Source organism: Prochlorococcus marinus str. MIT 9313 (genome assembly GCF_000011485.1).
GTDB lineage: Bacteria > Cyanobacteriota > Cyanobacteriia > PCC-6307 > Cyanobiaceae > Prochlorococcus > Prochlorococcus marinus_D.
In genome coordinates this window covers 1,542,921-1,569,113 of record NC_005071.1, presented here as the reverse complement: position 1 = coordinate 1,569,113, position 26,193 = coordinate 1,542,921, and the positions used below count along the sequence as shown (strand labels likewise).

The 26,193-nt window shown below is 54.9% G+C and carries 29 protein-coding genes and 1 riboswitch; of the genes, 14 read left to right on the top strand and 15 right to left on the bottom strand.

Annotation, left to right across the window (positions count from 1 at the left end; genetic code table 11):
- Positions 1 to 5: 5 nt before the first annotated feature.
- The 3 genes from fumC to AKG35_RS07905 all read right to left on the bottom strand — a co-directional run bounded on the left by fumC (position 6) and on the right by AKG35_RS07905 (position 3,328).
- Positions 6 to 1,403 carry a class II fumarate hydratase gene (gene fumC, locus AKG35_RS07915; RefSeq protein ID WP_041384566.1) on the bottom strand — a complete coding sequence of 466 codons (1,398 nt, stop codon included), beginning with the start codon at positions 1,401 to 1,403 and terminating at the stop codon, positions 6 to 8.
- A gap of 158 nt (positions 1,404 to 1,561) precedes the next feature.
- Positions 1,562 to 2,857: an adenylosuccinate lyase gene (gene purB / locus AKG35_RS07910; protein ID WP_011130852.1), complete on the bottom strand. Its 1,296-nt coding sequence runs from the start codon at positions 2,855 to 2,857 to the stop codon at positions 1,562 to 1,564.
- Positions 2,858 to 2,902: 45 nt separating this feature from the next.
- Positions 2,903 to 3,328, bottom strand: a complete 426-nt coding sequence (locus AKG35_RS07905; RefSeq protein ID WP_236069575.1) for a hypothetical protein — start codon at positions 3,326 to 3,328, stop codon at positions 2,903 to 2,905.
- Between AKG35_RS07905 and AKG35_RS07900 the strand changes: the two genes are divergently transcribed.
- On the top strand, positions 3,266 to 4,069 hold the full coding sequence (locus tag AKG35_RS07900) for a TlyA family RNA methyltransferase (RefSeq protein ID WP_011130850.1): 804 nt from the start codon (positions 3,266 to 3,268) through the stop codon (positions 4,067 to 4,069). The two genes, AKG35_RS07905 and AKG35_RS07900, sit on opposite strands and share 63 nt — an antisense overlap.
- Here AKG35_RS07900 and AKG35_RS07895 read toward each other — a convergent pair.
- Genes AKG35_RS07895 through AKG35_RS12410 form a run of 3 tightly spaced genes read right to left on the bottom strand, consistent with a single transcriptional unit; the run spans position 4,066 to position 4,960 of the window.
- Positions 4,066 to 4,404, bottom strand: coding sequence for a P-II family nitrogen regulator (locus tag AKG35_RS07895; protein ID WP_011130849.1), 339 nt, complete (start codon positions 4,402 to 4,404; stop codon positions 4,066 to 4,068). The genes AKG35_RS07900 and AKG35_RS07895 overlap by 4 nt on opposite strands.
- 40 nt (positions 4,405 to 4,444) lie before the next feature.
- A complete protein-coding gene (locus AKG35_RS07890) occupies positions 4,445 to 4,693 on the bottom strand; it encodes a hypothetical protein (RefSeq protein WP_011130848.1) in 249 nt (82 codons plus the stop codon).
- Positions 4,694 to 4,741: 48 nt separating this feature from the next.
- Complete coding sequence (locus tag AKG35_RS12410) at positions 4,742 to 4,960, bottom strand: DUF4278 domain-containing protein (RefSeq protein WP_011130847.1); 219 nt, start codon at positions 4,958 to 4,960, stop codon at positions 4,742 to 4,744.
- 62 nt (positions 4,961 to 5,022) lie between these two features.
- Positions 5,023 to 5,098: riboswitch (Glutamine riboswitch) on the bottom strand.
- 198 nt (positions 5,099 to 5,296) lie between these two features.
- On the opposite strand from AKG35_RS12410, the gene queF reads away from it, so the two are divergent.
- Positions 5,297 to 5,704, top strand: coding sequence for a preQ(1) synthase (gene queF, locus AKG35_RS07880; RefSeq protein WP_011130846.1), 408 nt, complete (start codon positions 5,297 to 5,299; stop codon positions 5,702 to 5,704).
- Positions 5,705 to 6,304: 600 nt separating this feature from the next.
- On the opposite strand, the gene AKG35_RS07875 is transcribed toward queF, so the two are convergent.
- From AKG35_RS07875 to AKG35_RS07865, 3 genes are all read right to left on the bottom strand, one after another.
- On the bottom strand, positions 6,305 to 7,597 hold the full coding sequence (locus AKG35_RS07875) for a cytochrome c biogenesis protein ResB (RefSeq protein ID WP_011130845.1): 1,293 nt from the start codon (positions 7,595 to 7,597) through the stop codon (positions 6,305 to 6,307).
- Positions 7,598 to 7,601: 4 nt separating this feature from the next.
- Positions 7,602 to 8,270 (bottom strand): cytochrome c biogenesis CcdA family protein, encoded by a 669-nt coding sequence (locus tag AKG35_RS07870; protein WP_196757488.1) that lies wholly within the window; start codon positions 8,268 to 8,270, stop codon positions 7,602 to 7,604.
- An 87-nt stretch (positions 8,271 to 8,357) separates the two neighbouring features.
- Positions 8,358 to 9,605, bottom strand: coding sequence for an FtsW/RodA/SpoVE family cell cycle protein (locus AKG35_RS07865; RefSeq protein ID WP_011130843.1), 1,248 nt, complete (start codon positions 9,603 to 9,605; stop codon positions 8,358 to 8,360).
- A gap of 286 nt (positions 9,606 to 9,891) precedes the next feature.
- Between AKG35_RS07865 and AKG35_RS07860 the strand changes: the two genes are divergently transcribed.
- The 11 genes from AKG35_RS07860 (at position 9,892) to AKG35_RS07810 (ending at position 18,729) form a co-directional block, all read left to right on the top strand.
- Positions 9,892 to 11,115 carry a class I SAM-dependent methyltransferase gene (locus AKG35_RS07860; RefSeq protein WP_011130842.1) on the top strand — a complete coding sequence of 408 codons (1,224 nt, stop codon included), beginning with the start codon at positions 9,892 to 9,894 and terminating at the stop codon, positions 11,113 to 11,115.
- Positions 11,112 to 11,630: a H+-transporting ATP synthase gene (locus tag AKG35_RS13410; protein WP_011130841.1), complete on the top strand. Its 519-nt coding sequence runs from the start codon at positions 11,112 to 11,114 to the stop codon at positions 11,628 to 11,630. The genes AKG35_RS07860 and AKG35_RS13410 overlap by 4 nt, the downstream gene beginning before the upstream one ends.
- Before the next feature lie 87 nt (positions 11,631 to 11,717).
- Entirely contained in the window at positions 11,718 to 12,443 is a 726-nt protein-coding gene (atpB, locus tag AKG35_RS07850) for a F0F1 ATP synthase subunit A (protein WP_011130840.1), read from the top strand.
- Between the two features lie 167 nt (positions 12,444 to 12,610).
- Complete coding sequence (gene atpE / locus AKG35_RS07845) at positions 12,611 to 12,859, top strand: ATP synthase F0 subunit C (protein ID WP_011130839.1); 249 nt, start codon at positions 12,611 to 12,613, stop codon at positions 12,857 to 12,859.
- A 144-nt stretch (positions 12,860 to 13,003) separates the two neighbouring features.
- Positions 13,004 to 13,459 (top strand): F0F1 ATP synthase subunit B', encoded by a 456-nt coding sequence (locus AKG35_RS07840; RefSeq protein WP_011130838.1) that lies wholly within the window; start codon positions 13,004 to 13,006, stop codon positions 13,457 to 13,459.
- Positions 13,456 to 13,974, top strand: a complete 519-nt coding sequence (locus AKG35_RS07835) for a F0F1 ATP synthase subunit B (RefSeq protein WP_011130837.1) — start codon at positions 13,456 to 13,458, stop codon at positions 13,972 to 13,974. The genes AKG35_RS07840 and AKG35_RS07835 overlap by 4 nt, the downstream gene beginning before the upstream one ends.
- Positions 13,974 to 14,522: an ATP synthase F1 subunit delta gene (atpH, locus tag AKG35_RS07830; protein ID WP_011130836.1), complete on the top strand. Its 549-nt coding sequence runs from the start codon at positions 13,974 to 13,976 to the stop codon at positions 14,520 to 14,522. Before AKG35_RS07835 ends, atpH begins: the two co-directional genes overlap by 1 nt.
- Before the next feature lie 51 nt (positions 14,523 to 14,573).
- Positions 14,574 to 16,091, top strand: a complete 1,518-nt coding sequence (gene atpA / locus AKG35_RS07825; RefSeq protein WP_011130835.1) for a F0F1 ATP synthase subunit alpha — start codon at positions 14,574 to 14,576, stop codon at positions 16,089 to 16,091.
- Positions 16,092 to 16,121: 30 nt separating this feature from the next.
- Entirely contained in the window at positions 16,122 to 17,072 is a 951-nt protein-coding gene (locus AKG35_RS07820) for a F0F1 ATP synthase subunit gamma (protein ID WP_011130834.1), read from the top strand.
- 316 nt (positions 17,073 to 17,388) lie between these two features.
- Positions 17,389 to 17,589: a hypothetical protein gene (locus AKG35_RS07815; RefSeq protein ID WP_011130832.1), complete on the top strand. Its 201-nt coding sequence runs from the start codon at positions 17,389 to 17,391 to the stop codon at positions 17,587 to 17,589.
- 12 nt (positions 17,590 to 17,601) lie between these two features.
- Positions 17,602 to 18,729, top strand: a complete 1,128-nt coding sequence (locus tag AKG35_RS07810; RefSeq protein WP_011130831.1) for a DUF3326 domain-containing protein — start codon at positions 17,602 to 17,604, stop codon at positions 18,727 to 18,729.
- A 60-nt stretch (positions 18,730 to 18,789) separates the two neighbouring features.
- Here the strand turns inward: AKG35_RS07810 and ald are convergent, their stop codons facing one another.
- The 6 genes from ald to AKG35_RS07780 form a co-directional block, all read right to left on the bottom strand.
- A complete protein-coding gene (gene ald / locus AKG35_RS07805; RefSeq protein WP_011130830.1) occupies positions 18,790 to 19,929 on the bottom strand; it encodes an alanine dehydrogenase in 1,140 nt (379 codons plus the stop codon).
- Between the two features lie 62 nt (positions 19,930 to 19,991).
- Positions 19,992 to 21,686, bottom strand: a complete 1,695-nt coding sequence (locus AKG35_RS07800; RefSeq protein WP_041384560.1) for an NAD+ synthase — start codon at positions 21,684 to 21,686, stop codon at positions 19,992 to 19,994.
- Positions 21,686 to 22,270 carry a nicotinate-nucleotide adenylyltransferase gene (locus AKG35_RS07795; protein WP_011130828.1) on the bottom strand — a complete coding sequence of 195 codons (585 nt, stop codon included), beginning with the start codon at positions 22,268 to 22,270 and terminating at the stop codon, positions 21,686 to 21,688. The genes AKG35_RS07800 and AKG35_RS07795 overlap by 1 nt, the downstream gene beginning before the upstream one ends.
- A complete protein-coding gene (locus AKG35_RS07790) occupies positions 22,267 to 23,592 on the bottom strand; it encodes a DUF697 domain-containing protein (protein ID WP_011130827.1) in 1,326 nt (441 codons plus the stop codon). The genes AKG35_RS07795 and AKG35_RS07790 overlap by 4 nt, the downstream gene beginning before the upstream one ends.
- Entirely contained in the window at positions 23,592 to 24,587 is a 996-nt protein-coding gene (locus AKG35_RS07785; RefSeq protein WP_011130826.1) for a CNNM domain-containing protein, read from the bottom strand. Before AKG35_RS07785 ends, AKG35_RS07790 begins: the two co-directional genes overlap by 1 nt.
- Complete coding sequence (locus AKG35_RS07780) at positions 24,584 to 24,817, bottom strand: hypothetical protein (RefSeq protein WP_236069571.1); 234 nt, start codon at positions 24,815 to 24,817, stop codon at positions 24,584 to 24,586. Before AKG35_RS07780 ends, AKG35_RS07785 begins: the two co-directional genes overlap by 4 nt.
- 18 nt (positions 24,818 to 24,835) lie before the next feature.
- Here AKG35_RS07780 and AKG35_RS07775 point away from each other — a divergent pair, with 18 nt between their 5' ends.
- Positions 24,836 to 26,113 (top strand): aminopeptidase P N-terminal domain-containing protein, encoded by a 1,278-nt coding sequence (locus AKG35_RS07775; protein ID WP_011130824.1) that lies wholly within the window; start codon positions 24,836 to 24,838, stop codon positions 26,111 to 26,113.
- Positions 26,114 to 26,193: the final 80 nt, after the last annotated feature.

Genomic DNA, 26,193 nt, shown 5'->3' with positions numbered 1-26,193 from the left:
GGGGGTCACAGCCGAGCAGATGTCATCAATGCCGGATTAACAATGCGATCGAAGTCTTCTTTGCTCACATAGCCGAGTTTTAGTGCTGCTTCACGCAGGCTGAATCCCTTCTCATGGGCGAGGTGGGCAATCTCACTGGCTTTGTCGTAACCGATTTCTGGGGCTAAAGCAGTCACTAGCATCAGCGATTGCTCTAGATCATGCTGGATCTTGATTCGGTTTGGTTCAATCCCTTGCACCATTGCCAGCCGGTACTTGCGGCAGGCGTCATGTAGCAATTCAATGCTGTGAAGCAGGTTGAAGCCAATCAGGGGTTTGTAGACGTTCATTTGGAGATGACCACTCCCACCTGCCATGGTCACGGCTGAATCAAGCCCGATGACCTGTAAACAGACCATGGCCATGGCCTCGCATTGAGAGGGGTTGACTTTCCCAGGCATGATCGAGCTTCCCGGCTCATTCTCAGGTAGATGCAGCTCTGCCAGGCCGGCCCTTGGGCCACAGGCCAGTAGGCGCAGATCATTGGAGATCTTGAAAAGGGCAACCGCCAACATGCGCAACTGAGCCATTGCATTCACTAACCCGTCATGGCTCGCCATCACGGCGAACTTGTTTTTCGCTGAGCTGAATGGCAGGCCTGTGATGCTGGCAAGTTGCGCAGCTGTTTCTTGACCGAAGCGAGCTGGGGCGTTGAGGCCTGTTCCCACGGCGGTGCCTCCAAGCGGCAGGGGGTAGAGCTCTATCAGGCTTGACTGAATACGACTATGGGCTGAGGCAATTTGATCCCGCCACGCAGAGGCCTCCTGACCAAGGGTGAGAGGTACGGCATCCTGTAGATGAGTGCGACCGATTTTGATGATGTCACTCCAGGCATCGCTTTTTCGGGCAAAGGCTGCGATCAATTGCTCCAGTTCAGGCAGCAAGTTGTTGGTGATCCCCTGGACTGCGGCGATATGTATAGCTGTAGGGAAGGCGTCATTGGTGGACTGGGATCGATTGACATGATCGTTTGGATGCACCGGCCTATGGCTACCTAGGGGTTCGTCGTTTGCCTGAGACGCCAGGTTGCTAATCACCTCGTTGACATTCATGTTTGTGTGGGTACCGCTACCGGTTTGCCACACCCTCAGTGGAAACTGATCGTCGTGAAGACCGGATGCAACAGCAGAGGCAGCCTTGATAATTTGATCCCGCTGGACTTCATCGAGCACACCCAGGCGACAGTTCACGCTGGCGGCAGCCTGTTTGATCAATGCCAAGGCATGGATCAGTTCGACTGGCATGCGGTCTGTGCTGATGGCGAAGTTAAGGAGCGATCGCTGGGTTTGTGCACCCCAGAGAACCCCAGCGGGCACCTCAATAGTGCCCATGCTGTCGTGTTCGATACGCATCAGGTCAGCCATCAAGTTGTCGGCAAGGGGTAGAAGCAGATCAAATTGACCTTCACTGGTTTTGTGGGGTTTGAGAGCGCGTTAGAACCCATTCAATGATGGTAAAAAGTCTGGCGAGACTTAAACGACTCAAATCATTCCAATCGGTTTAGACGTCCAGAACATCGGATTCAGAGTCCGAGCCGTTGCCAGATCACGTCCAGGTTGGCTTGGTGTAGCTCTGTGCTGAAGCATTCGGCTAGCGCCTTGGCATTGAGAAGGGTCGATACTTCAGGATCGGCCTCAAGATTGGCGCGGAAGTTACCCCCTTCGGTATTCCACGCAGCATGGGCGTTGCGCTGGACAACACTGTAGGCATCTTCTCTGCTCATGCCGTTCTCAACAAGCGCCAATAGCACCCGCTGACTGAACACCACGCCGCCATAGATATTCATGTTGCGACGCATGTTTGCTGGGTAGATACCAAGGCCCTGCACGACTTGGGTCATCTCTCGCAACATGAAGTGGAGTGTGACGGAGCAATCCGGCAGCATCATTCGCTCAGTGGAGCTGTGACTGATATCACGCTCATGCCAGAGGGCCACGTTTTCGAGTGCTGCGACGACATAGCTGCGTAGGACCCTTGCAAGACCACTAATCCGCTCAGCCCGAATCGGGTTGCGTTTATGTGGCATCGCCGAACTTCCCTTTTGTCCTTTAGCAAAGCTCTCCTCCACTTCCAGTACATCGGTTCGCTGCAAGTTGCGGATCTCTGTCGCGAATCGATCTAGAGACGCCCCCACTAATGCCAGGGTCTGTACATAGTCCGCATGACGATCGCGAGAGATGACCTGGGTACTAGCGGTGTCTGGGATGAGGCAAAGGCGCTCGCATGTGAGCTGCTCAACCTTTGGATCGGTATTGGCGTAGGTGCCCATGGCGCCACTGATCTGGCCTACAGCCACATCCCTCTCCAGCCTTTCCAGTCGCTCGGCATTGCGCATTGTTTCTGCTAGCCAACCGGCCAGTTTGAAACCGAAGGTGATGGGTTCGCCATGGATGGCATGGGAGCGGCCGATCATGACTGTGCCCTTGTGCTCCACTGCCAAGCTGCGGATCGCTTCTTGAAGGCTGCCCAGTTCTTGTTTTAGCAATGCCACAGAGTTTTTTAACTGCAGGGCCAGACCCGTATCCAGCACATCGCTGCTGGTCATGCCGACGTGGATGTAGCGGCCGGCATCCCCTACGTGTTCATTAACGTTGGTCAGGAAGGCGATGACGTCGTGGCGAACCTCTGCCTCAATCTCCAAGATGCGCTGTGGCTCGAAGGTTGCGCGTTCACGAATCTGCTGCATTTCAGCCGCTGGGATCTTCCCCAGTTGACAGTTGGCCTCACAAGCGGCGATCTCTACATCTAGCCAGCTTTGATACTTGGCCCTGTCGGTCCAAATCTCGCCCATTTCGGGCAGTGTGTAGCGCTCGATCAAGGGCTCACAGATGGGCGGTTGATTCTTGAACTTAAGTCTTTGGATTCAGGCTGACTTGAGTCGGCGGTGTTCAACTTCCCAATGAACATGTTGCCCCCAGGCCTGTTGCCGTACCCAGCAACGGCCACCTTTGCATTGGATCAATTGGAATGGCGGTAGATCGTTGGGTTGATTTTCAAGGGTCACAAAGCTGCCCGGCGGAAGTAGCTCCAGCACTGTGGCGAGTTGCTTTTGAGGAACAACATGGTGATTGCTGCGGCTTTGGTACCGATGGAGAGCTATGGGTTGTGGAGGTTGGCCTTGAGACACGTCCTTGCGGGCGAGTTGCGGTGATCTTCTCGGAAGCTTTCGCTTTTTGCGGTAGTTAAGAGGTTTTTGTTTCGTTTTCAAGTCTGCTTTTATGACGAAATGTCCCACAAACAGCGTCTTGATCTGCAGCTGCTGATGAAGGGCTTGGCGAGTTCTCGCCATCAGGCTCAGCAGTTGATCCGCGCCGGCAAGGTGCGAGATGGTAATGGCCAGCTGCTTGATAAGCCTGGTCATGAGGTGTCGCAGGAGCTTGAGCTTCAGGTGGAGCAGCCACCGAGATTCGTGTCTCGTGGCGGGGAAAAGTTGCTTGGCGCTCTGCGGGAGTTTCCTCTCAATGTTGAGGGACGAGTGTGCCTGGATGGCGGCATCTCGACAGGAGGTTTCACCGATTGCCTGTTGCAGCATGGTGCCGCTCGGGTTTATGGAATCGATGTGGGCTATGGCCAGACGGCCTGGAATTTGCGCAACGACTCTCGTGTGGTGCTCAGAGAGCGCACCAACCTGCGCACCCTCAGCCCTGATCAGCTCTACGGGGCTGAGGAGCCTTTGCCGAGCCTTGCTGTTGCTGATCTTGCCTTCATCTCCTTGCGGCTTGTGCTGCCTGCCATCAAGAAACTACTTAAGCCAGACCACTCGGAGGCAGTGCTGCTGGTGAAGCCCCAGTTTGAGGTTGGGCGTGAGCGGGTGGGTAAAGGTGGAGTGGTCAGGGATGCCTTGGCCCATGTGGATGCCTTGAAGAGCGTGATCGATACATCAAGGTCCTTGGGTTGGTGGCCCAAGGGACTTATCGCCTCTCCGATTACTGGGCCGGCGGGTAATCATGAATACCTGCTCTGGCTGGGTGACGAGATCCTCGTAGATCTTCCAGTTCTTGAGAGGCTTGTGGCTCAGACGTTGGCCTAGAGGGCCTTGCTGTCACGCTCGCCGGTACGGATACGTACTACGGAATCCACTGGAGAGATGAAAATCTTGCCGTCACCGATTTCGCCTGTTTTGGCAGCTTCTGCAATGGCGTTCACGACAGCTTCCACCTTGTCGTCGTCGACGACCACTTCGACCTTTAACTTCTGCAGGAATTCAACGGTGAATTCCGAGCCCCGATAGCGCTCAACTTGGCCTTTCTGGCGTCCGAAGCCTCTCACTTCACTCACAGTCATGCCGATGATCTCGGCATTGACTAATGCAAGCTTGACGTCCTCAAGCTTGAAGGGACGGACAATCGCCTCGACTTTCTTCATGACGGCTTGATGTTGCTCGTTCAGAGATAAAGGAAGTGTGTCAGAAACGGCCTGGAACTGATAGGGCAGATAGATGTCCGAGGCTCATTCCTGCGTTCTTTGCATCCTGGGAAAGGGCTTCCGCGTCCAATTGAGGAAGTCTGACTTGGCTTGAAGCAAGCGCATCCCAGTGGGCATCTTCAAAATGGGTCTGTAGCCAGAGCATTCCGTGGATGCTGGCAGGGCGGATCTGGATGCTGTCACCAGTACCGATTAACCAGATGTCCATGAACTGGGCCCGTGAGTGCACCCATTAGGGCTTTTTCAACGGGCCTGGGTTGTGGCTGTTGTTACCGATTTAGCTGTTGCAGCTTTTTGCGGCGTCATTTTGGCGGTGATGGTAGACCTGGCCGCGATAATTGAGTTCCACCTCGGTATCAGCAGGTCGTGCGTCATGCTTGAGGGGAGCCTCATAGCGCTGTCCGCGGTAGACATGCTTCACGGCGCTATTACTGGGCTGCTCGTGGTCAGCAGTCTTGTAGGTGACGCCGCGATAGGTGCGTTCTTGAGTGGTCATGGGATGAGCCTCGAAGGGATGGGGTTTCTTGCCTTGATGGCAGAGGTGCCGCTTCGTGGAAAGGAGCGTTGCTTCGCCTTGCGGAGGGCTACTTCCGGCTGATGGATCAACGACGATGCGATGACCTAGCTCAACGTTTTGTCCTTCAATTCCTTTTTACAGCGATCACGCTGTTCATGGTGAACGTTTTCGACTTTGTCATCTGAAGAGTTTCTTAAATTGGGGCTTTGATGAGCGTTGCTGCGGTTTGCGTTGACTCCGAAGCAGATTCTTTCTCCTCTAAGGCCGAGCTAGGAGTCGAGAGCTAGGGTCCGTTTTAGGCATCGTTCCATCCCCGTGAGCAGTACTCAAGCGCAGGCATCTAAAACCCTCTATGGCGAACGGGTGATTGCTGAGGGTGAGCTGATCTGCTTTGACAATCCGAGGCCTGAGCGGCCCTATGAGATCTCAATTGAGTTGCCTGAGTTCACCTGTCAATGTCCGTTCTCTGGGTATCCCGACTTTGCTGTGCTACGTCTGCTTTATCAGCCAGGCTCGAGAGTGATTGAGCTCAAAGCGATCAAGCTCTATGTGAATAGCTATCGGAATTGCACGATTTCACATGAGGAGGCCGCAAACAAGATCCTTGATGATTTGGTTGTCGCCTGTAATCCGGTCTGGATGCAATTAGAAGCAGATTTCAATCCGCGCGGCAATGTGCATACGGTGGTGCGGGTTAGCCATGGCAGTCGCCAGCCCTGCTAGTCACTTAGGCAATAGAGATGGCTGGTTTTATGCCCAGTCAGATTGATAGCGTAATTTTGCTAAAGAGTCTTATGGCTTGAAGATGGCGAGCAAGCCACTTATGCCTCATCCAAATGATGCTGGCAGTACAATTAATACTGATCCAAGTGTCTCATGCGAAAATGCTTATTGCATAGAATGCTATGTAAATCATGACACAATAGAACACTCGGGCAGCAGAATAACTGTTCTAAAACATTAGTAATCCCTTGTTGATCAATGATGGAGTAATTAATAACGACTACAATGCAGGGCTTCATAATATTTGCACCTTGAATCACTATGGTGATGGCACGAATGGTGATAATGGATTGATAGAAAATAAGATTGGCGCTGAGGCGTTTTTGAATGCAAGAGTGTGATTTGAAAATCATCAACTAAGAAGAATGCTCCTTTAAGGCATGCTTAACGAAAGCCTGAAGCCGAGATTTAAATGGTTTTGGAATAGCTATTTAAATGAAAACTGTTTATACTAATTTAGGTTTATTTGACTTTCCTTGTGCTGGTTGATTTAAGGCCAGAGAATTAAAAAAATATTGGCAATATTGTAAATATAGATTCTTATTGCTGTGGTACTGCTGCTGCAAGCAGGCTGGGCAGCTCATTAGCGAAGCCGGTCAGATTGCGGTTGCAGAGACCGCCAACGTGTAGGCATTCATTTTCAGGGTCGCCTACCGCCCAGAGTTGGCGCGTGGCAATCATGCTCAGCCCCCCACCCACCAGGGTGATCAAGAAACCGATGTAGACCAGAGGCACGCCCGGATCGCGCTTGAGAAGCAGGCCGCTGGCGGGTAGAACATCGACGATGCGGATTGGTATTCCCTTCACTTCTGCGGTTGGACCTGCTGGTCGCAGGCTGGCCAATCGCTCACCGGTGGCATCGAACACTTGTACTGGCCCTGCTTCGCTGGTGAGGCTCAGAAGGACTGGCTCGCTGCCATCAGGATTGGTCGGTAGTACCAGCCCCCAGACCTGTTCACCAAGCTCTGGGAAAGTGCGCAGAGGCAGCTGCAGCTGAGGGCTGCGGCCAAGTTGCAGTGTGATGGCAGCTAGAGACCAGTCTGCTTGATAGACAGTTAAGCCATGGAAGCGCAGCGGATGATTGACACTGACTTCGTGCAGCTTGGCAGTGTCTTGACCAGGCTCAAGCAGCTCTAGTTGTGAGCGGAACTGTTCAGGTCGACCCGCTGGGTCTCTTTCAATTCCAAAGTTTGTCAGGGTGAGTTTGAGATGGCTGTTCCCATCACGGTTTAACAAGTCGAGGGAACGCCCCGGGGCGAGGAATTGCTCCAAACGATTTCCACCCAAGGAACCCCAGACGGCCCCTAGCATCAGCAGCACTAGGCCCAGATGCACAAGCATTGGCCCTGCTCGGCCGATAATCCCGCGCCGCGCGGCAAGCCTGCCAGGCTGTTGTTGGACTTGCCATCCCTGTTGATGGAGATGGGCTGCCAGTTTGTCGATACTTTCGTTTTTGGGTGGGCTTGAGATTGTTTCGGCGATGGCCAGTTTGCTTAATTGACGCGGCTCCTGGTAGTCGATCCATTGCAGCGCTGCTTGCAGAGCAGGCCATTGTCTTCGCCAGCTGCAGAGGATCAGTGCAAGCCCAAGCCAGGCCAACAGCGCTAAAAACCAGCTGCTGGTGTAAACGTGATCCAACTGCAGGCGCAGAATCATCGAACCGTTGACAAAGCCCAGCCAGGGTTTGTCGCTATAGCCTTCCAGGTAGCTCTCTCGGAGTTCTCCTTGGGGTATCGCAGTACCTAGGGCACTTGCGAGTGCGATAACGAGTAGCAAACCTATGGCTATTCGTAGGTCGGAGATCCAGGCAAGAAGGCGTTTAAAGGTGGCCATAGGTTCAGCTCCAGCGGGCCAACAGAGTGAGAACGCCCGTCGTGAGTAGAACGGCTCCGCTCATGGGGGGGATCCAGCGGCCTAATGGTCGCAGTGCCAGTAATTTCGGCAGGATGGCAGCTGCGCTTCCTGCTAGTAGCAGTGGTAGGACCTGCCCAATGCCAAAGCAGGTGAGTAGCACGATTCCTACCAAAGGTTGACCACTCTGGGCGATCCATCCCAGTAGTACAGCCAGCACAGGTGTCGTACAGGGGGAGGCGGCTAGGCCGAAGGCCAACCCGGCGGCCACTGGGGCAAGTGGAGCTGGAACGCGTTGCCGCCAAAGATCTGGATCTGGTCCTGCAGGCAGGGGCAGTTTTAGGAGGCCTAGCAGATTCAGTCCCATGACTACCGCCAGCAGTGCTACCAAGGTGGGCACCACTCCAGGTACCTGGCCGTAAATCCGTCCGATCAGACCACTAAGACTGCCAAGCAGTACCAGGGAACCCACAATGCCGCCACAGAATGCGATGCTGCGGCGCCAGGGGGCCTGATTGCTATCAAAACCTGCCAGATAGGCCAGGGTGACGGGTAGTAGGGAAAGGGAGCAGGGGCCTAGGCTGGTTAGAAAGCCGGCAGCAAAAACGAGGGCCAGGGTGAGCGGACCTTGATTGCTTAGCCCGTGGCTGAGCATTTGCTCACCGTTGCGGGCTAGATCTGAGAGAACCAGGTCCAGAGCAGGGATGGGTAGAGCCGGTTCAGCCGGATCAAATTACGGTATTTACCCTATCGACTGACGTCGCTGTCTAGGGGATCTGCCACCAAGGAGCCCTGTTGATTCAAGGGAACAACGGATCAAAAGACCGGCAATCATGACGCTTGAGAGCAGTGAATTGCCTCCATAACTCACCATTGGCAAGGGCAAGCCGGTTGTGGGCATCACGCCGGAGGCCACGGCCACATTGATCACGGCTTGACCCACCAGGATCGTTGTGCAGCCGATAGCAACCAATCGCGACTGGTTGGTTCTGCAACTCAGAGCTACCCTTAGGCCGAGGAAAGCAACCAACATCAGGAAGAGCAACATCATCACCGAGCCCACGAAACCAAATTCCTCGGCAAAAACGGCATAGATGAAATCAGTGCTTTGTATGGGCAGGTATTGCAGTTTTTGGGTGGAGAGGCCGAAGCCCTCGCCAAACCACCCCCCGGAGCCGATGGCAAGCAGGCTTTGTACGAGCTGATAACCACTCCCTTGTGGGTCTTGCCATGGGTCGAGGAAGGAGATCACGCGTATGCGCTGATACTCATTGATCAGAATGCTGGTTGTGCCAAGCAGGCCGCCTGCCATGGCGGTTGCCAGCAAAGTGCGCAACCTCAGACCAGCGGCCAGTGCCATAAGCCATAACAACATGCCCGTCAGTGCGGCAGTGCTGAGGTTGGGCTGTTTGAGAATCAGTAGAAGTAGGGCCCCGAAGATGCCAAGCCAGAGCAATTTCTCATCTGATCTGATGCGCTGCCAGTGGGCAAACAGGTTGGCGGCTTGCAGCACCACAAAGGGTTTGACTAGTTCTGATGGTTGGATCTGGAGAGGGCCGATCACTAACCAGCGACTGGCCCCATTGACGGTGCTACCGATGACTAGGGTCGCTGCTACGAGGAAGCAACTGAGCCAGAGGGCTGGTCCTGCAAGTTTTAGCCAACGGCGCAGACTGGTAGAGACAGCCAGGCCAAGCAGGCTCCAGCTGGCAGCCATCCATATCAGTTGTCGTTTGAGGTAATAAGCACCTTCTCCCATTTCTCGAGTGGCTACCCACCAGCTAGCCGAGCCAAGCACCATCAGCCCTGCCAGGCTCCAGAAGGCAAAAAGGGTAAGTAGTAAACGGCCTTCAGCGGGCCAGAGTGCCCAGGGGAGGGGGAGACGTTTTTGCCAGAAAGACAACTGATCGCTTCCATCATTACGGCTTAGCCGTAATGCCCCTTGCCGTTGTTTTTGACTCCGGCGGGATAGGACGGAGGAGCTGCTCAAGAGGGGAGGTCTTAGTCAAGTTGACCTATTGAGACGTGTTAATAGCACTTTGCCAAGTCTTAATTGACAACAAAAAACTGCTTAAAACATTATTGGACAAGAGAAGTTCAAGGGCATTCAGGAGATGTCATAGGTTCGATTTTTGCTCTTCACAATCTTCTTTCTAGAAACGAGTTTGATTTTGTCGATTCAGCTTTCTTCGCTTTGGGATATGTGCTGTAGGGGATGTCCTGACTCCCCTCGGGGGAGGCCATGAAATGCTCGCTTTGTTGCCAGCTCCCTTTCGATGTCCTCTGTTGCTCAGCCGTGCGATGAGGCCACACCTGTTGTCAGTGCTTTTTATGACCGCTTCCCTTACCCAGGAGATCCTTTGCAGGACGGGCCGCCGCCTGGATACAACTGGCGTTGGTCTGTGGATATGGCCTATGCGGTCTGTACCGGTTCTGTTGTCCGAAAATGTGCTGGTAGTGAGCCTCTAAAAATCCTTGATGCCGGATGCGGTACGGGTGTTAGTACCGATTACCTAGCCCATCTCAATCCCGGCGCGGAGATTCTGGCTGTGGACATTTCCCTCGGCGCGCTGGAGGTGGCTCGAGAGCGTTTACAGCGTTCCGGAGGTAACGATCAGGCGCATGTTCGTATCGAGAACCAAAGCTTGCTCGAGCTTGAAGATGAGGGGCAATTTGACTACATCAATTCCGTTGGTGCGCTGCACCACTTGCGACAGCCAGAAGCTGGACTCAAAGCTCTGGCATCCCGTTTAAAGCCAGGGGCTTTGCTGCACCTTTTCCTTTATGCCGAAGCTGGTCGATGGGAAATTCATCGCATTCAGCGGTTTCTTTCGTCCCTGGGAGTGGGCACTGATGAGCAGGGCCTGAGATTGGCCCGGCAGCTGTTTGAAATCTTGCCTGAGCACAACCGCCTCAGGCTTAATCATGAACAGCGCTGGGCTATCGACTGCGTAGCAGACGTGAACTTTGCAGATATGTATCTCCATCCCCAGGAGACGAGTTACAACCTTGAACGACTTTTTGCTTTTGTCGCTTCAGCTGATTTGGAGTTTGTGGGTTTTTCTAATCCCAAGGTTTGGGATCCAGTAAGGCTGTTACAGGGTGAATTGCTTGAGATGGCTTTGGCGTTACCGCAGCGTCAGCAATGGCAACTGATAGAACAGCTAGATCCAGACATCAGTCATTTCGAGTTCTTCCTCTCCAAGGGGCCACAGGCCTCCCTGGGTTGGACAGATGATCAGGAGTTGCTTGCTGCTACGGGAAAGCTTTCTATCTGTCTCTGGGGCTGGCCTGGCCAGTCTTTGCTGGATTTCGAGATGGCTCCTCTAGAGCTAAGTGTTGAGCAAGTTGAGTTGCTTAAGGCAATCGAGGCGACGCCTGATACAGCTCTCGGATGTTTGCCGCTTGGCTGGGATTCGAAGCGGATCAGCTCTTTGGCCAGGGATTTGCAACGGCGGCAGGTGCTCTTGCTTTCGCCTGGAAATGTTGCATCTACATGATAGATTCCGCGGGCCTTTATCCAAGAGCCTCGGCGCCCTTGCTGGCATCCCCGCTGCTCCAGCCTGAAATTGACCCTCCAAAGGAGGGACAGGGTGGACTGGAAACAGCTGTGGAGGCTAGCCCTAACACTGAGCTCTCTATGGATCCTGAGTTGTCAGCTGTGGTTTCTACGGCTTCATCTGACGACTATGCGCAGCTACAGCGGCGCTACATCCTGGCAACGTTGACCGTCTCCGCTTTTGCGGTGGCCGTCACCGCACTTTTCTTCGATCTTCACATCGCTAGCAGTGTGCTAGTCGGTGCTTTGTCTGGAGTTCTCTACCTGCGGCTTTTAGCTCGCAGCGTTGGCAAGCTCGGCAACGGATCGAAGAGTGTGAGCAAGTTTCAGCTTCTCGTTCCCGTTTTGCTTGTACTTGCGGTTTCTCGTTTGCCTCAGCTTGAGCTTCTGCCGGCCCTGCTCGGTTTTCTGCTCTATAAGCCCGCCATGATCCTGCAGGTTTTGCTTGAGTCATGAACTTGAACCAAACCTGAATCAACTGAATTGCCGGTTTGCCGGCTTCTCCTCAAACCGTCGTTTTCTCGACACCGAATTTCCAGCCTGATGGGTTTCTTGCCAATTGCTCTTCCCTTTGCCGAACTGGAGGTGGGTCAACACCTTTACTGGCAGATTGGCAATCTTCAGCTCCATGGCCAGGTGTTCATGACATCCTGGATTGTGATTGGCGCCATTCTTGCCCTTGTTGTTGTGGGCACACGCAAGATGGAGCGTGATCCACACGGTGTTCAAAATCTTCTCGAGTTCCTCTGGGATTACATCCGTGATTTAGCTCGCACCCAGATTGGTGAGAAGGCTTATCGCGATTGGATGCCGTTCATTGGCACCTTGTTCTTGTTCATCTTTGTAAGCAATTGGGGCGGGTCTTTGGTCCCATGGAAATTAATCCACCTCCCCAGTGGTGAGTTGGGTGCTCCTACGGCTGACATCAATACCACCGTGGCACTTGCTCTACTTGTGTCGCTCTCTTACTTCTATGCCGGTTTGAGTCGCAAGGGATTGCGGTACTTCGAGTACTACGTCCATCCAACCCCGATCATGATCCCCTTCAAGATCGTGGAGGATTTCACCAAGCCTTTATCACTCTCCTTTCGTCTGTTTGGAAACATCCTTGCTGATGAATTGGTTGTGGCGGTTTTGGTTTTCCTTGTTCCCCTCTTCCTGCCAGTCCCGGTTATGTTCCTTGGCCTGTTCACCAGTGCAATTCAGGCTCTAATCTTCGCCACCCTCGCCGCCTATTACATCGGTGAAGCGGTAGAAGAGCACCATTGATCAAACTCTGATCTAGCCAGGCCTAACCCCTCGGTCTGGCAAACTCCATGCGCGCAGGTCCGGCTTGTTCGGGCCCATCTCACAATCTCCGAGATGTCCCTGGCGCTGGTATCAACCTCTCGGTCCCCATACGCGCTGTTTTAGCGCCCCACACCTTTAGTTCAACCATGGATTCCATTACCACCGCCGCGTCTGTTGTTGCCGCTGGTCTAGCTGTAGGCCTCGGGGCCATCGGCCCAGGTATCGGTCAGGGCACCGCTGCAGGCGGCGCTGTTGAGGGCATTGCCCGCCAGCCTGAAGCTGAAGGCAAGATTCGCGGCACCCTGCTGCTCTCTTTTGCCTTTATGGAATCTCTCACCATCTATGGCCTTGTGGTCGCCTTGGTGTTGCTGTTCGCCAATCCCTTCGCTGGTTGATCCAGACCGGAGTCGCTAGCTGGCTGCTCTCATCACCTCACGGCCATGGTTGTGAGTTGATCGGAACTCTTCCCAGGGGCATTCATCGCCCTCCAGCCTTCACTCCGTTCTGAGTCCTGCTTCAACTGCTGTCACTCTCGCCTCATGACCAGCTTGCTTCTGTTCGGTGCTGGAGGTCTATTTGACTTCGATGCCACTCTGCCGCTCATGGCGTTGCAGGTGGTGCTCCTCACCTTCATCCTCAATGCTCTCTTCTTCAGACCCGTTGGTCGGGTCGTTGAGGAACGAGAGGTCTATGTCACAACCAGTCGCGCTGAGGCAAAGCAAAAGCTTGCGGAGGCGGAGAAGCTGGAGTTAGAGCTTAAGGAACAGCTCAAGTCAGCCCGTATCGCTGCCCAGCAGTTAATTCAAGAAGCTGAAAAGGATTCTGAACAGCTCTACCGAGAAGCCCTCGCTATTGCAAATGCTGATGCGAATGCAGCTCGGGAGAAGGCTCGTCGTGAGATTGATGCTCAGAGGGATTCGGCCCTGAGTCAACTTAAGGGTGATGCAGAAAAGCTTGGTGATCTCATCGTTAACCGCCTGCTGGCAGCCAAATGATTAGTCCTTTGTTCTTTGCCAGTGAGGGTGGTTTCGGCCTGAACCTCGACTTGTTTGACGCCAACATTGTCAATCTGGCGATTGTTATTTTCGGTCTCTACAAATTCCTTCCTCCTTTTATAGGGGGGATCCTTGAGCGCCGCCGTGTCGCCATTATGGCTGATCTTCAGGATTCTGAAGATCGTCTGCTTAAGGCCACCGAGGCTTTGGCAGCTGCCAAAAAGGATTTGGCAGCTGCCCATCAGAAAGCCGAACAGATCCGCGAGGATTGCAAGCTTCGTGCGGAAGCCATTCGTCTTGACAGTGAAAAACGCACGGTTGAGGAGATGGCACGTGTTAAGCAGGGTGCTACAGCAGATCTCAATGCTGAAGCCAGTCGTGCTAGCGCTCAATTGCGTCGAGAAGCTGCCCGTATGGCGATCGAGAATGCACTATCTGCTTTACCTGGAAAACTCAATACCGAGGCTCAATCCAAGTTGGTGAGTCAGTCCATCAAAAACCTTGGGGAAGCCTGATGCCACTGCTTAACACCATCACCACCCCCTATGCCGAGGCCTTTCTTCAAGTGGCTGAAAGCCGCAAGGAAGTCGATCAGGTGGTTGATCAGGCAAAGGCAGTTCTGGCCTTGTGGAACGACTGCCCTGAGCTAAGTGGGGCAATGGCCTCACCCGTTTTGGAAGTGGAGGCCAAGAAGGCTGCCTTGCAAAAGCTGTTTGCTAATCAGGTCACACCTTCTTTCCTCAACCTGCTGAAGCTGCTCGCCGATCGTCAGCGAATCGGCGTTTTGGATGCGGTGCTTGAGCGCTTGATTGAGCTCTATCGCGAGCAACGCAACATCGCTCTCGCCACAGTGACCTCTGCTGCTGAACTCAGTGAGCAGCAACAGGCTGCGCTGCAAAAGAAAGTGCAGGCTGTGGCCAATACCGACAAGTTGGAGATCAACCTCAAAATTGATCCAGATTTAATCGGTGGTTTCGTTGTCAACGTCGGCTCCAAGGTGATCGACGCCAGCGTTGCTGGACAGGTTCGACGTCTTGGCCTGGCACTGGCCAAGGTGAGCTAGCTCCCTACCTTTTTCTCTTTCTCACCCTCTTCCTCAACACCAACGCCTCCCATGGTTTCCATCCGCCCCGACGAGATCAGCGCGATTCTTAAGCAGCAGATCTCCGACTATGACAAGTCGGTTTCCGTCAGCAACGTCGGCACTGTTCTGCAGATTGGTGACGGTATCGCTCGTGTCTATGGCCTTGAGCAGGTCATGGCTGGCGAACTGGTGGAATTTGAGGATGGCACTGAAGGGATCGCCCTCAATTTGGAGGACGACAACGTTGGTGCGGTGTTGATGGGTGAGGGTGTTGGTATTCAGGAAGGCAGTACCGTCAAAGCCACTGGCAAGATTGCCTCAGTGCCCGTCAGCGATGAGATGCTGGGCAGAGTGGTGACTCCTTTGGGTCAACCGATGGATGGCAAAGGCGACATCCCCAGCACTGAGAGTCGCTTGATTGAGTCGATAGCTCCAGGCATCATCAAACGTAAGTCGGTGCATGAGCCACTGCAGACAGGGATTACATCAATCGATTCGATGATTCCTATCGGTAGGGGTCAGCGTGAGTTGATCATTGGTGACCGTCAGACAGGTAAGACTGCGATCGCAATCGACACGATCATCAACCAGAAGGGAGAAGATGTTGTCTGTGTTTATGTAGCTGTCGGCCAGAAGGCTGCCTCTGTGGCCAACGTAGTTGAGGTGCTTCGCGAGAAGGGCGCTCTCGATTACACCGTGATTGTGGCAGCTAGCGCTTCCGACCCAGCTGCTTTGCAGTACCTGGCTCCTTACACGGGCGCAGCTATTGCTGAGTCGTTCATGTACAAGGGCAAGGCGACTTTGGTCATCTACGACGATCTAACTAAGCAGGCCCAGGCCTATCGTCAGATGTCACTGCTGCTGCGTCGTCCTCCCGGTCGTGAAGCCTATCCAGGAGATGTCTTCTATCTCCACAGCCGCCTTCTTGAGAGGGCAGCAAAGCTTTCTGATGCGATGGGTAGCGGTTCGATGACGGCACTGCCGATCATTGAAACCCAAGCAGGAGACGTGTCGGCTTATATCCCTACCAATGTGATTTCAATCACGGATGGTCAGATTTTCTTGAGTTCAGATCTTTTCAACTCAGGATTGCGTCCTGCCATCAACGTTGGCATTTCAGTGAGCCGGGTTGGTGGTGCTGCGCAAACCAAAGCGATCAAAAAGATTGCCGGCACGTTGAAGCTTGAGTTGGCTCAGTTTGATGAATTGGCTGCTTTCTCTCAGTTCGCCTCTGATTTAGATGAAGCAACTCAGAAGCAGTTGGGGCGTGGTAAGAGACTGCGTGAGCTGCTTAAGCAGCCTCAGTTTGCACCGCTGAATTTGGCTGAGCAGGTTGCGATCGTTTATGCAGGAGTGAAAGGCTTGATTGATGAGGTGCCTGAGGATCAGGTCACTCAGTTTTCACGTGAATTGCGTGATTACCTCAAGACCAACAAGCCCGAGTACATCACCAAAGTTCAGACTGAGAAGGTGCTCAACGAGGATGCTGAGACCATTCTCAAGGCCGCCATCAACGAGGTGAAGTCGTCGATGCTGGCCTCGGCCTGACCCTGAAGGTAAACCCGGAGAACCCTATCCATGGCGAACCTCAAGGACATCCGCGACCGGATCGTTTCCGTTAAGAACACCAGAAAGATTACTGAGGCGATGCGTCTCGTAGCGGCTGCGAAAGTGCGTCGAGCACAGGAACAGGTGTTGCGAAGTCGCCCTTTCGCCGACCGGTTGGCTCGCGTGTTGGAGAACATTCAATCGCGAATGAGTTTTGAGATGGCAGATGCGCCTCTCTTGAAGACCAGCGATCTCAAAACCATTACCCTGCTTGCTGTTACAGGTGATCGTGGCCTTTGCGGAGGCTACAACTCCAACATCATTAAGCGCACTGAGCAGCGCTATGCCGAGTTGAATGGCCAGGGATACAAGGTTGATCTTGTCTTAATTGGTCGCAAGGCAATCACCTATTTCAGCAATCGATCAAGCCAGTACACGATTCGGGCTACCTTCACTGGCCTTGAGCAAGTTCCAACCTCTGACGACGCAGAGTCGATCACCACTGAGGTTTTAGCCGAATTCCTTTCTCAAAGTACAGATCGAATCGAGGTGATTTACACCAAGTTCATTAACCTTGTGAGCTGCAATCCTGTGGTGCAAACCCTCTTGCCGCTTGATCCCCAGGGCATCGCCGAGGCCGATGATGAGATCTTCCGGCTGACGACAAAGGATAGTCGTCTCACAGTTGAGAAAGGTGTTGGGCCTGCTAATGAGCAGCCTCCTCTGCCTTCGGACATCATTTTTGAACAGAGTCCTGAGCAACTGCTCAATGCTTTGTTGCCTCTCTATCTGCAAAATCAGATGCTGCGTGCCCTCCAGGAATCGGCGGCTTCCGAGTTGGCCAGTCGGATGACGGCGATGAACAATGCCAGCGACAACGCCAAGGCCTTAGCTAAGACTCTCACGCTTGACTACAACAAAGCACGTCAGGCAGCAATTACTCAGGAGATTCTGGAAGTTGTAGGTGGGTCTTGTACCTAGTTTTGCGCTTGATTTAACTTCAGTGAGCCGGTCTTTTGAGACCGGCTTTTTGATGCTTTGAGTTTTTGCGATGCAGAACGGGTGAGCAGTGATCTTGGCGGTGTTTTTCGAGAGTGACTTCAACGGTGGCCTGAGTGTTGAGCCTTTCTCCTGAGAGGCTTGAGCAGCATGATGCATTTTGATCTGGATCTCTGTCACAGCTTTTGGCGTAGGTTTGCTGACACCAATGAGATTGATGGCTCGGAGCACAGCGTTTTTTGCCAGTTTTGTGGTGGCAGGATGTCTTCAATGAAGCCCAGTTTGGTGAGCATCTGAAGTGAGCTTGAATTTGTGTGTGATGCAGCTTGAGCTGGTCTGGTCTGCGCAGTTGCCTTTGCATCAGTTGCGGCCCTGGTTACGAGAACAGCTCGCTGCACATGGCGAGCCCTTGCGATGGGCGATCACAGCAGTTGAATCCACTGGTGACCACTCTCGCAAGTTGAAGATTGAGGCGGTTGTGGTTAGTTCTGACACGTAAGGGGATGACGTTTTGATCCCTTCTTTTCTTCTCTCTGCAAGCGTATCGATCCCGCCTCCATTGCCTACCTTGCTGGTGGTGCCTACGGGGATTGGCTGTGAGATTGGTGGCTATGCCGGTGATGCTTTGCCTAGTGCTCGGCTGTTAGCAGCAGCTAGCGGTTGCTTGATCACCCATCCGAATGTGATCAATGGAGCGGCGCTTTATTGGAGCGACCCGCGCATTCAATACGTCGAGGGCTACAGCTTGGATCGTTTTGCTGCTGGTGAGCTTGGCTTGCGACCTGTGCGTCAGCAACGGATTGGTCTGTTGTTGGATGCTGGCATCGAACCGGAGTTGCGGCAGAGGCAATGGCAGGTTGCTGAGGGTTGTCGCGCCAGTCTTGGCTTGAATCTCGGGCCAGTGGTCACCACAGACGTTCCCTTGGAGGTGCGCTTACGCGAGGGGAGTAGTGGGGCGAGCTGGGGTGAATTAGGCCAGCCCGATGCGCTGCTGCGGGCTGGCGAGCAGCTTCGCGATGCCGGTGCCAGCGCAATCGCTGTGGTTGCCCGTTTCCCGGAGGATCCTCAAAGCGAGGCTCTGAGGGCCTATCGCCAGGGCAGTGGTGTTGATGCGCTTGCCGGTGCCGAGGCGGTGATTAGCCATTTGTTGGTGCGTGAGCTCGGCTTGCCTTGCGCTCATGCGCCGGCTTTGTCTCCACTGCCATGCGATCCACTTTTGGATCCACGTGCTGCTGGTGAGGAGTTGGGCTATACATTTTTGGCCTGTGTATTGGTGGGATTAAGTCGCGCACCCGATCTGGTGCCACTCACAATTGAAGAGGCATTGCCGGCAGGAGCAGAGCTGTTGCATGCTGAGCAGCTTGGTGCGGTAGTGGCCCCGGAGGGTGCTCTTGGCGGTGAAGCGGTGTTGGCGTGCTTGGAGCGGGGTGTCCCTTTGATCACCGTGACCAACCCGAGCGTGCTGAAGGTGACGCCAGAGGCTCTGGGAATCACATCCGGAGTGCAGAGAGCTAGTAGTTATGCGGAAGCGGCAGGATTACTATTGGCTCTCAGGGAGGGGATTGCGAAGGACTCCCTGCAGAGGCCTTTGGATCGGTTGAGTGAGATCTCATCCAGCCCTGATACGCCAATGTCGTGAGGCTGATTAAAAGCGTTGCGAAGCGGTGTTTTTGAGAGCTGGTTTTGTGGTGCAGGCTGTTTAGCGTAAGCATGCCATTGGGTGCCTTGGTGGTAGCCCTAGGGCCTTGGCGACACCCGGATGACAAACGGAGCCTTGAATTGTGTTGAGCCCGGAAAGAAGTTCGGGACGTTCGGTGACGGCCTCCTCAAGGCCCCGCCCGGCAATGCCAAGGATGTAGGGCAGGGTCACACTCACCAGAGCTTCAGTGGAGGTAAAAGGCACCGCACCTGGCATGTTGCCGACGGCGTAGTGCTGGACGCCGTGGATGGTCACGGTGGGATGGGTATGGGTGGTTTCTTGGCTGGTGGCCACACAACCTCCCTGATCGATCGCTACATCCACGATCACTGAATTGGGCTTCATTTGTTTCACCATCTCTTCATCGACGAGGGTGGGTGCTCGGCCTCCGGGCGTCAGGACGGCACCGATCAAAAGGTCTGCAGTGGGGATGAGTCGCTCCAGCAGGCCACGGCTGTTGACAACGCTAATCAGCCTGCCGCGGCGCCTTGCCTCAAGGCTGCGCAACCGTTCAGGTGAGCGGTCTAGCAGCATCACTTCGGCATCCATGGCGGCGGCCAGCCTGGCTGCATTCCAGCCCACGGTGCCAGCGCCCAACACGACCACCCGGGCTGGTTGCACGCCGGTGCAGCCTCCGATTAGCAAGCCGCGTCCGCCATGAGGTCGTTCGAGCAAATGGGCGCCCACTTGTGCGGCTAGACGGCCAGCGATTTCGCTCATTGGTGCCAGTAGCGGCAGGCTGCCGTTTTCTAGTTGCACCGTTTCGTAACCCACGCCGGTGGTGCCAGCATTGAGTAGCGCTTCACCCACCTTCGGGTAGGCGGCTAGGTGTAGGTAAGTGAAGAGCACCATGTCTTGCCTGAGTAGACCGAATTCCTCTTCCTGAGGCTCCTTCACTTTCACGACGAGATGGGCTGCCCAGGCCTCCTCGCGTTTAACAAGCTTGGCACCGGCATCAGCGAAGGCCTCATCACCAATGCCTGCTCCAGCCCCGGCGCCAGCCTGAACCCTTACTTCTAGCCCCTTGGTGACCAGTTCTTTCACCCCGTCAGGAGTAAGAGCCACTCTCAGCTCATCGGCTTTAATTTCGGTCGGTACCCCGATGCTGGCTATTGGGGCCGAAAGAAGAGAGGAGTCCATGGACGCCAATGACTTCTTTTAGGTTGGCGACATCAGGACAGCCTGACCAGGTTTTGTGGTGATTATTCGGCGGCGATCGGTAGCCGCCAGCCGCTGCCAAAGGCCTGTGAACTCACCTTCAGCAGGGGTGGGGCCTGTCGTCGTTTGAATTCGGCCCGTCGCAGTAATTGCTGCACCCTCCCAATTAGGGCAGGGTCATGTCCTCTGCTGACAAGTTGCTCCGTACTGAGGCGTTCTTCAATCAGAGCTTTAAGCAGAGGGTCGAGGAGGGCGTAGTCGGGTAGTGAATCGCTATCGCGTTGGTTCGGGCGCAATTCGGCGCTGGGAGGCTTTTGGCGGATTGTCGTACCGATCAGTTCGCCTTTAGTTGGTAGTCCTACCTCTTTGCGGCATGTTTCGGCGGCAGGGCTGTCAAGCCAATCACAGAGCCTAAAGACGTTGGTTTTGTAGACATCTCCAATCACGGCTAGGCCGCCGTTCATATCGCCATAAAGGGTGCAGTAGCCCACTGCTAGTTCAGATTTGTTGCCAGTGGATAGCAGCAGCTGGTCTTGTTGGTTGGCCAATGCCATCAGTAAGGTGCCGCGGATGCGGGATTGGAGGTTCTCTGCAGTAACGCCCTCGGGTGGCTTGCCGAGAGGAGGGATGAGGGCGGCCTCAAAATTCGTCATCAAGGTCGCAATCGACACAGTGTGGGTAGCCATCCCTAGTCGTTTGGCGAGGGCTAGGGCATCATCAATTGAACCGGCTGAACTCCAGGGTGAGGGCATTAGTAGGGATGTCACCTGATCGGCACCTACCGCCGCTGCAGCGATCACGGCCACGAGAGCCGAATCGATGCCACCGCTGAGGCCAAGCAGTGCACGCTTAAAGCCACATTTGCCGGCGTAGTCACGCACACCTAGAACCAATGCCCGGAATAGTTTCTCCAGTGGTTCGATCGTAGGGATGTCGAGATGGGTGGCTGTAGAGGTTGCATCCCAGATGGCTAGTGCTTCGCGACAACTGGGCAATTGCAGGGCAAGTTCAGCATGCTCATCGACGACGAAACTGGCGCCATCAAAGACCAGCTCGTCGTTGCCGCCCACTTGATTCACATAGATCACCGGAGCGCTCAGTCTCTGCGCAGCCCTAGCGGCCAAGCGCTGGCGCAGAAGTTCTTTGGATTGGCTGAATGGCGAAGCTGAGAGATTAAGCAGTAGGTCGATGTTTTGTGGCAGTAGCGCTGCGATGGGGTCAGGGCCGGCAATGCGCTTGCCCTGCAGTGCTTCTTCCACCCAGAGGTCTTCGCAGATTGTGAGCCCAAGACGCCAGCGACGCCCATCGCGTTCAAACTCCAAGACAGCCGGAGTTCCTGCCGGGCGGAAATAGCGTTTTTCATCGAAAACGTCATAGATGGGTAGCAGTTGCTTGCGAGCTACCACCTGCCATTGGGAGCTTTTGATCAGGGCTAGAGCATTGAAGAGCTGGGGCAGTTGAGGGTCATGGGCTTGCTCAGCTAGGCCAACGAGCACTGCCAGATCAGGGACTTCGCGGGCCAGGATGCTCGCCATCTTGTTGAGTACATCGCTTTGTTGAACGAGATGGTTGTGGCTAAGCAACAGATCTCGGGGTGGATATCCCCACAGGGAAAGCTCAGGCGTGAGTACCAGATCTGCACCGAGATCAGCAGCCTCACGGCAGGCAGCCAGAATCTTTTCGCCGTTGCCAGCCAGATCGCCTACAAGTGGATTGAGCTGGGCTAGAGCAAGGCGCATCAGGGACTGGTGGCGAGGCCGTAGAGGTTGTGTTCCAGAACCAATGGCCATAATGCTGCAGGGATCTGGGCCGGCTTGGGTTGACTGCGCACCTCAGAACTTGAGGTGGCGGGGATTTGCATTGGTAGCAGCTCGATACGACCACCCAAGCATTCCAGGGCTTCGAGTTGCTGTAGCTGTAGTGGCCAACCTTGACGAGGAGCAATGGCGAGGCGGGCGAGTTGCAAGACAGCTCGAGCATCTTTCCAGTGGGGGATTTGGCCGGCCAGATCACTGCCAACCACAAACACCAATTCGTTGCTAGGCCAGCGTGTGTTTGCACGTTTCAGAGTCGTGATCGCCCATGGACTGCTGAGTTCTTGCATCAGCTCTAGCTGCGGATTAGCGATCGCCTTCACCAAAGTAGCCAACAGAGCTTTTCGCTTCTCCAATGGGGCGCAGTGGCGTTTCATCGGGTTGTCGCTAGCCCAGGTGGCGACCTTTGGGAACATCGCCACCAAGCCTTCCAACAGTGCTTGGTGGCCGCAGGTTGGGGGGTCGGCGCTGGTGCCAAACAGGGCGATGGTGCCCTGTTGCTTGCTCATGGAAGCAGGGTCTGAAGTTGGCACGCTTCGTTGGCCGCCAGCTCTGGCCAATCGATCAGCCAGCGCCGGACTTGAGGGTCGTTGGCAGCCAGGCGCCTTAGCAGTGCAGCGGGTTGGGCCTCGCGTCGTTGGCTGCCAAGCAGTAGTTCTCGTGCTGCGAGGCGGCCGGTGCGTCGTGTTGTATGCACGGCGAGGGCTGCTTGAGCGAGGGCAACTGGGGCTGCTGGCGCCAGGCTTAAACCGCCAGTGAAGGGAACTGCCAGCAGCAGCAACTGACGCACTGCGCTGAGCGCCAGTTGAATGCCCAACTGAGCACCTCCTAGAAGGGCATTGTGGCTTGAGAGTCGGCCGAGTAGTTGCCGGGCTGCAGGGCCGCCGATCTGCAGGCCATAGAGCTGGCAAAGCTTGACGACCAGAGCAGTGTCACAAGCCATACCTCCGGCTAGATCCAGCAGCATTAGAGGATTGGCCGCCACACCGGAAGCTTTGATGGCGGCAAAACGGCCGATTAAGCCTTGGGCTGCAGCCTTGCTTCGCTGCAACCGTCCTCGCTTGAGGACCTGGTAAAAACGATCGGCCTGGCGTAAGGCATTGAGAGCCAAAAGCAACTCACCCTGCTCCATCAGCAGCTGAATCAGGGCTTTGCGCAGCGGCTCCACTTGAGGGGGGCAGATCTTGCTACGCACAAGGCCATCAGCACGAAGCTGGGGCTCACGTGGCGCGGCGGCCACAGCATGGAGTTGTAGTTGGAGAGCTGCAGCGGGTAGGCGGCTGCGAATACTTGCCAAAAGTGCATTGCGCTGCTCTGGCGACCAGCAATCGCAGCGGTTGAGCACAAGCACGATCGGCCTGCCACTTTTGAGCAGGGTCTTGAGGGCAGCTGCTTCGACGCTGGTGAGGTCGCTGTCAAGAACCAGCAGCACCAGATCGGCCTGCAGAGCTACCCTCGCCGCTAGCCGTGCCCTGCCGGCAGCAGCGATCTCATCGATGCCTGGAGTGTCGACCAGCTCTACAGAATCAAGATTATTAATCGGTTGGCACCAATCCACCGCTTGTTGGTGACGGGTGCAGCCATGGGCTACATCGGTGGCAAAGATGTTCTGGCCCAGCAGTGCATTGAGCAGGCTTGATTTGCCGACTCCTACTCGACCAAACACTGCGATGCGCAACCGACGCTGCTCCAATCGCTTGAGTTGGCGATTGAGTGCGATCAGCTCCCCAGCGAATTGGTTGTATTCGCGGTTACTCAGCGATAGTTGTTTGACCCACTGGCTGAGTAGAAGGTGACAGCGCTCGGGTGTGGAGGGGGGGGGGGGCGTCATCAGCTTGATTTCCTCCACCAGCCGGCCAGTACGGCCAAGACAGCTTCGGCACCGATCACGCCCACGAAACCGCCGAACTCATCAACCACCACTCTCACGCCGCTGTTGTCACGACGGAAGCCAGTGAGTAGTCGATCGGCGCGAATCATTTCAGGTACAAATTCCACCGTTTCACTGAGGTCTGCAGGGGTGAGGTGACCCTGACCCTGCAGAAGGGCGGTGAGCAGCCTTTCGCGGCTGGCCACGCCCAGAACTTTATCGACTTCTTTGCCAAGCACGACCCACCACTCGGCGTTGTGGGTGAGCAGTTCAGGGCGAAGTGTTTCAAGGTTGGCAGCAGCATCGAGGGTGGGAGCTGCCACCCGGGGGATCATCAGGTCGCGGGCTGTGAGGTCGTTGAGTTGGAACACCTTGGCGATCATGGCAGCTTCATCGGCTTCGATCTGCCCTTTTTGCGACCCCAGCCTTGCCAGCAGCCTGATTTCATTCTCATTCGTGCTCAGTTCGTTCTCGGCGGTAATTGCTGGCAATAACCGCTCGAGCAACACCACTACAGGACGCATCAGCAGGCCAAGCAGGTGCAGCACTGGGGCACTGGAGAGGGAAACCGAGAGGGCCAGGCGGCTGCCGAGGGATTTCGGCAGGATCTCGCCCAGCACGATCACGAGCAATGTGAGACCTACCGAAAACAACGGCAAGGCCACATCACTGATGTTGTGCTTCTCAAAGACATAAGCCGCAAAGGCGCCAAGCATCAGGCTGCCGAAAATGTTGAAGCCGTTGTTGGCGATCACCAGTACAGACAGAGTGCGACCCAGCCGTTGACGGAGTTGGGCTAAGCGTCTGGCGCCAGCGATTGGTTGGGGCCGTGCGGCCAGCTCATGCACTTGCACAGGATTCACTGTGAGCAGTGCTGCCTCCACACCTGAGCACAAGGCAGAACCGGTGATAACGACAACGACCAATAGCGTTAAGACCAGCAGGTCGTTGCTCATGCCTGGCGGGGGGGAGTAAGGATGTCGTGGTTGATCACGACAAGTCGTAAATGCTTTTGCCACTCCTGATCATGGCCACGCAGTGTGACCGTCTTAGGCATCAGGATTAGTGGTGATCCGCTAATGGCGGACGATGGCATGGAGGGTTCCCCCTGCATGGTGTTCTGCTGCCATCCTGACGTCCAAATGCTGTTGTGTCTCTTGCCGTGACCGATCTGTGTATCTTCCATCAGCGTCGCACTTGCTTGATGGCGCAATTGGGGGGAGTGGCAGCGGTAATTCCAGCGGCTTCGTTCGTGACGCATCACGCCGATTGCGAGTATCCGTTTCGTCAAAACAGTGACTTCTGGTATCTCACGGGTCTGGATGAGCCTGATGCGGTGGCTTTGCTTTTGCCCTATCGGCCCGAAGGTGAGCGTTTTGTGCTGTTTGTGCAACCCAAAGAGCCAACTACTGAAGTATGGAATGGCTTCCGTTGGGGTGTCGAGGGAGCAGTGGCGCAGTTTGGCGCTGATCGTGCTCATCCAATAGCTGAATTGCCTCAGCTGTTGGGCGATTACCTCAAAGGCGCCGAAGCGATTGGCTTCAGGGTGGGTAAGCACCCAAATGTGGAGCCACTGGTTCTGCAGGCCTGGGCTAAGCAACTCGATCAGGCCCCACGCAGCGGCGTATCAGCGCTTGGTCTTGTGGCCCCTTGCCCTTTCATCCATCAGTTGAGATTGCGCAAGGGAGCAGAGGAAATCGAGCGCATGCGTGAGACGGCTCGGATTTCTGCGCAAGCTCATCAGCTGGTTCGGAATACGGCGCGTCCGGGCATGAATGAGCGACAGCTGCAGGCTGTAATCGAGCAGCATTTTCTTGAGCAAGGCGCGCGCGGCCCTGCCTATGGATCGATCGTGGCCGGCGGCGATAACGCCTGCGTGTTGCATTACACCGCTAACAATGCTCCGCTTGTTGATGGCGAGCTGGTGCTGATCGATGCAGGCTGTTCGCTCGTTGATTACTACAACGGAGATATCACTCGTACATTCCCTGTTAACGGACGCTTTAGCGCAGAGCAACGCGCTCTGTATGAGCTGGTTTTAGCAGCGCAGCAGGCAGCGATCGCTGAGGTAAGACCGGGTGGCACTGCTGATCGCGTGCATGATCTTGCGGTGCGGGTGCTTGTCGAAGGGCTTGTGGAATTGGGTTTATTGCTTGGCAGTGTTGATGGACTGATTGAACAAGGGGCCTACCGACACCTTTATATGCATCGCACTGGCCATTGGCTGGGCCTTGATGTTCATGATGTAGGCGCCTATCGCCTTGGTGAGCATCCGGTGGATCTTGAGCCCGGCATGGTGTTAACAGTGGAACCGGGTTTGTATGTCAGTGACCGTTTGCCAGTGCCGGATGGGCAGCCTGCGATTGCTGATCGTTGGAAGGGGGTCGGCATTCGTATTGAAGATGATGTGTTGGTAAGTGAGCAGGGGAATGAGGTGCTCACATCGTTAGCGGAGAAAAGTGTTGAAGCAATGCAGCGATAAGGGAGTCACTGTTGCTCTGGCGAGATCCATTGCTGCAGTTGTTTTTTAGTGCCGGTCAACGGAGTATCTTCAGCGAAGAT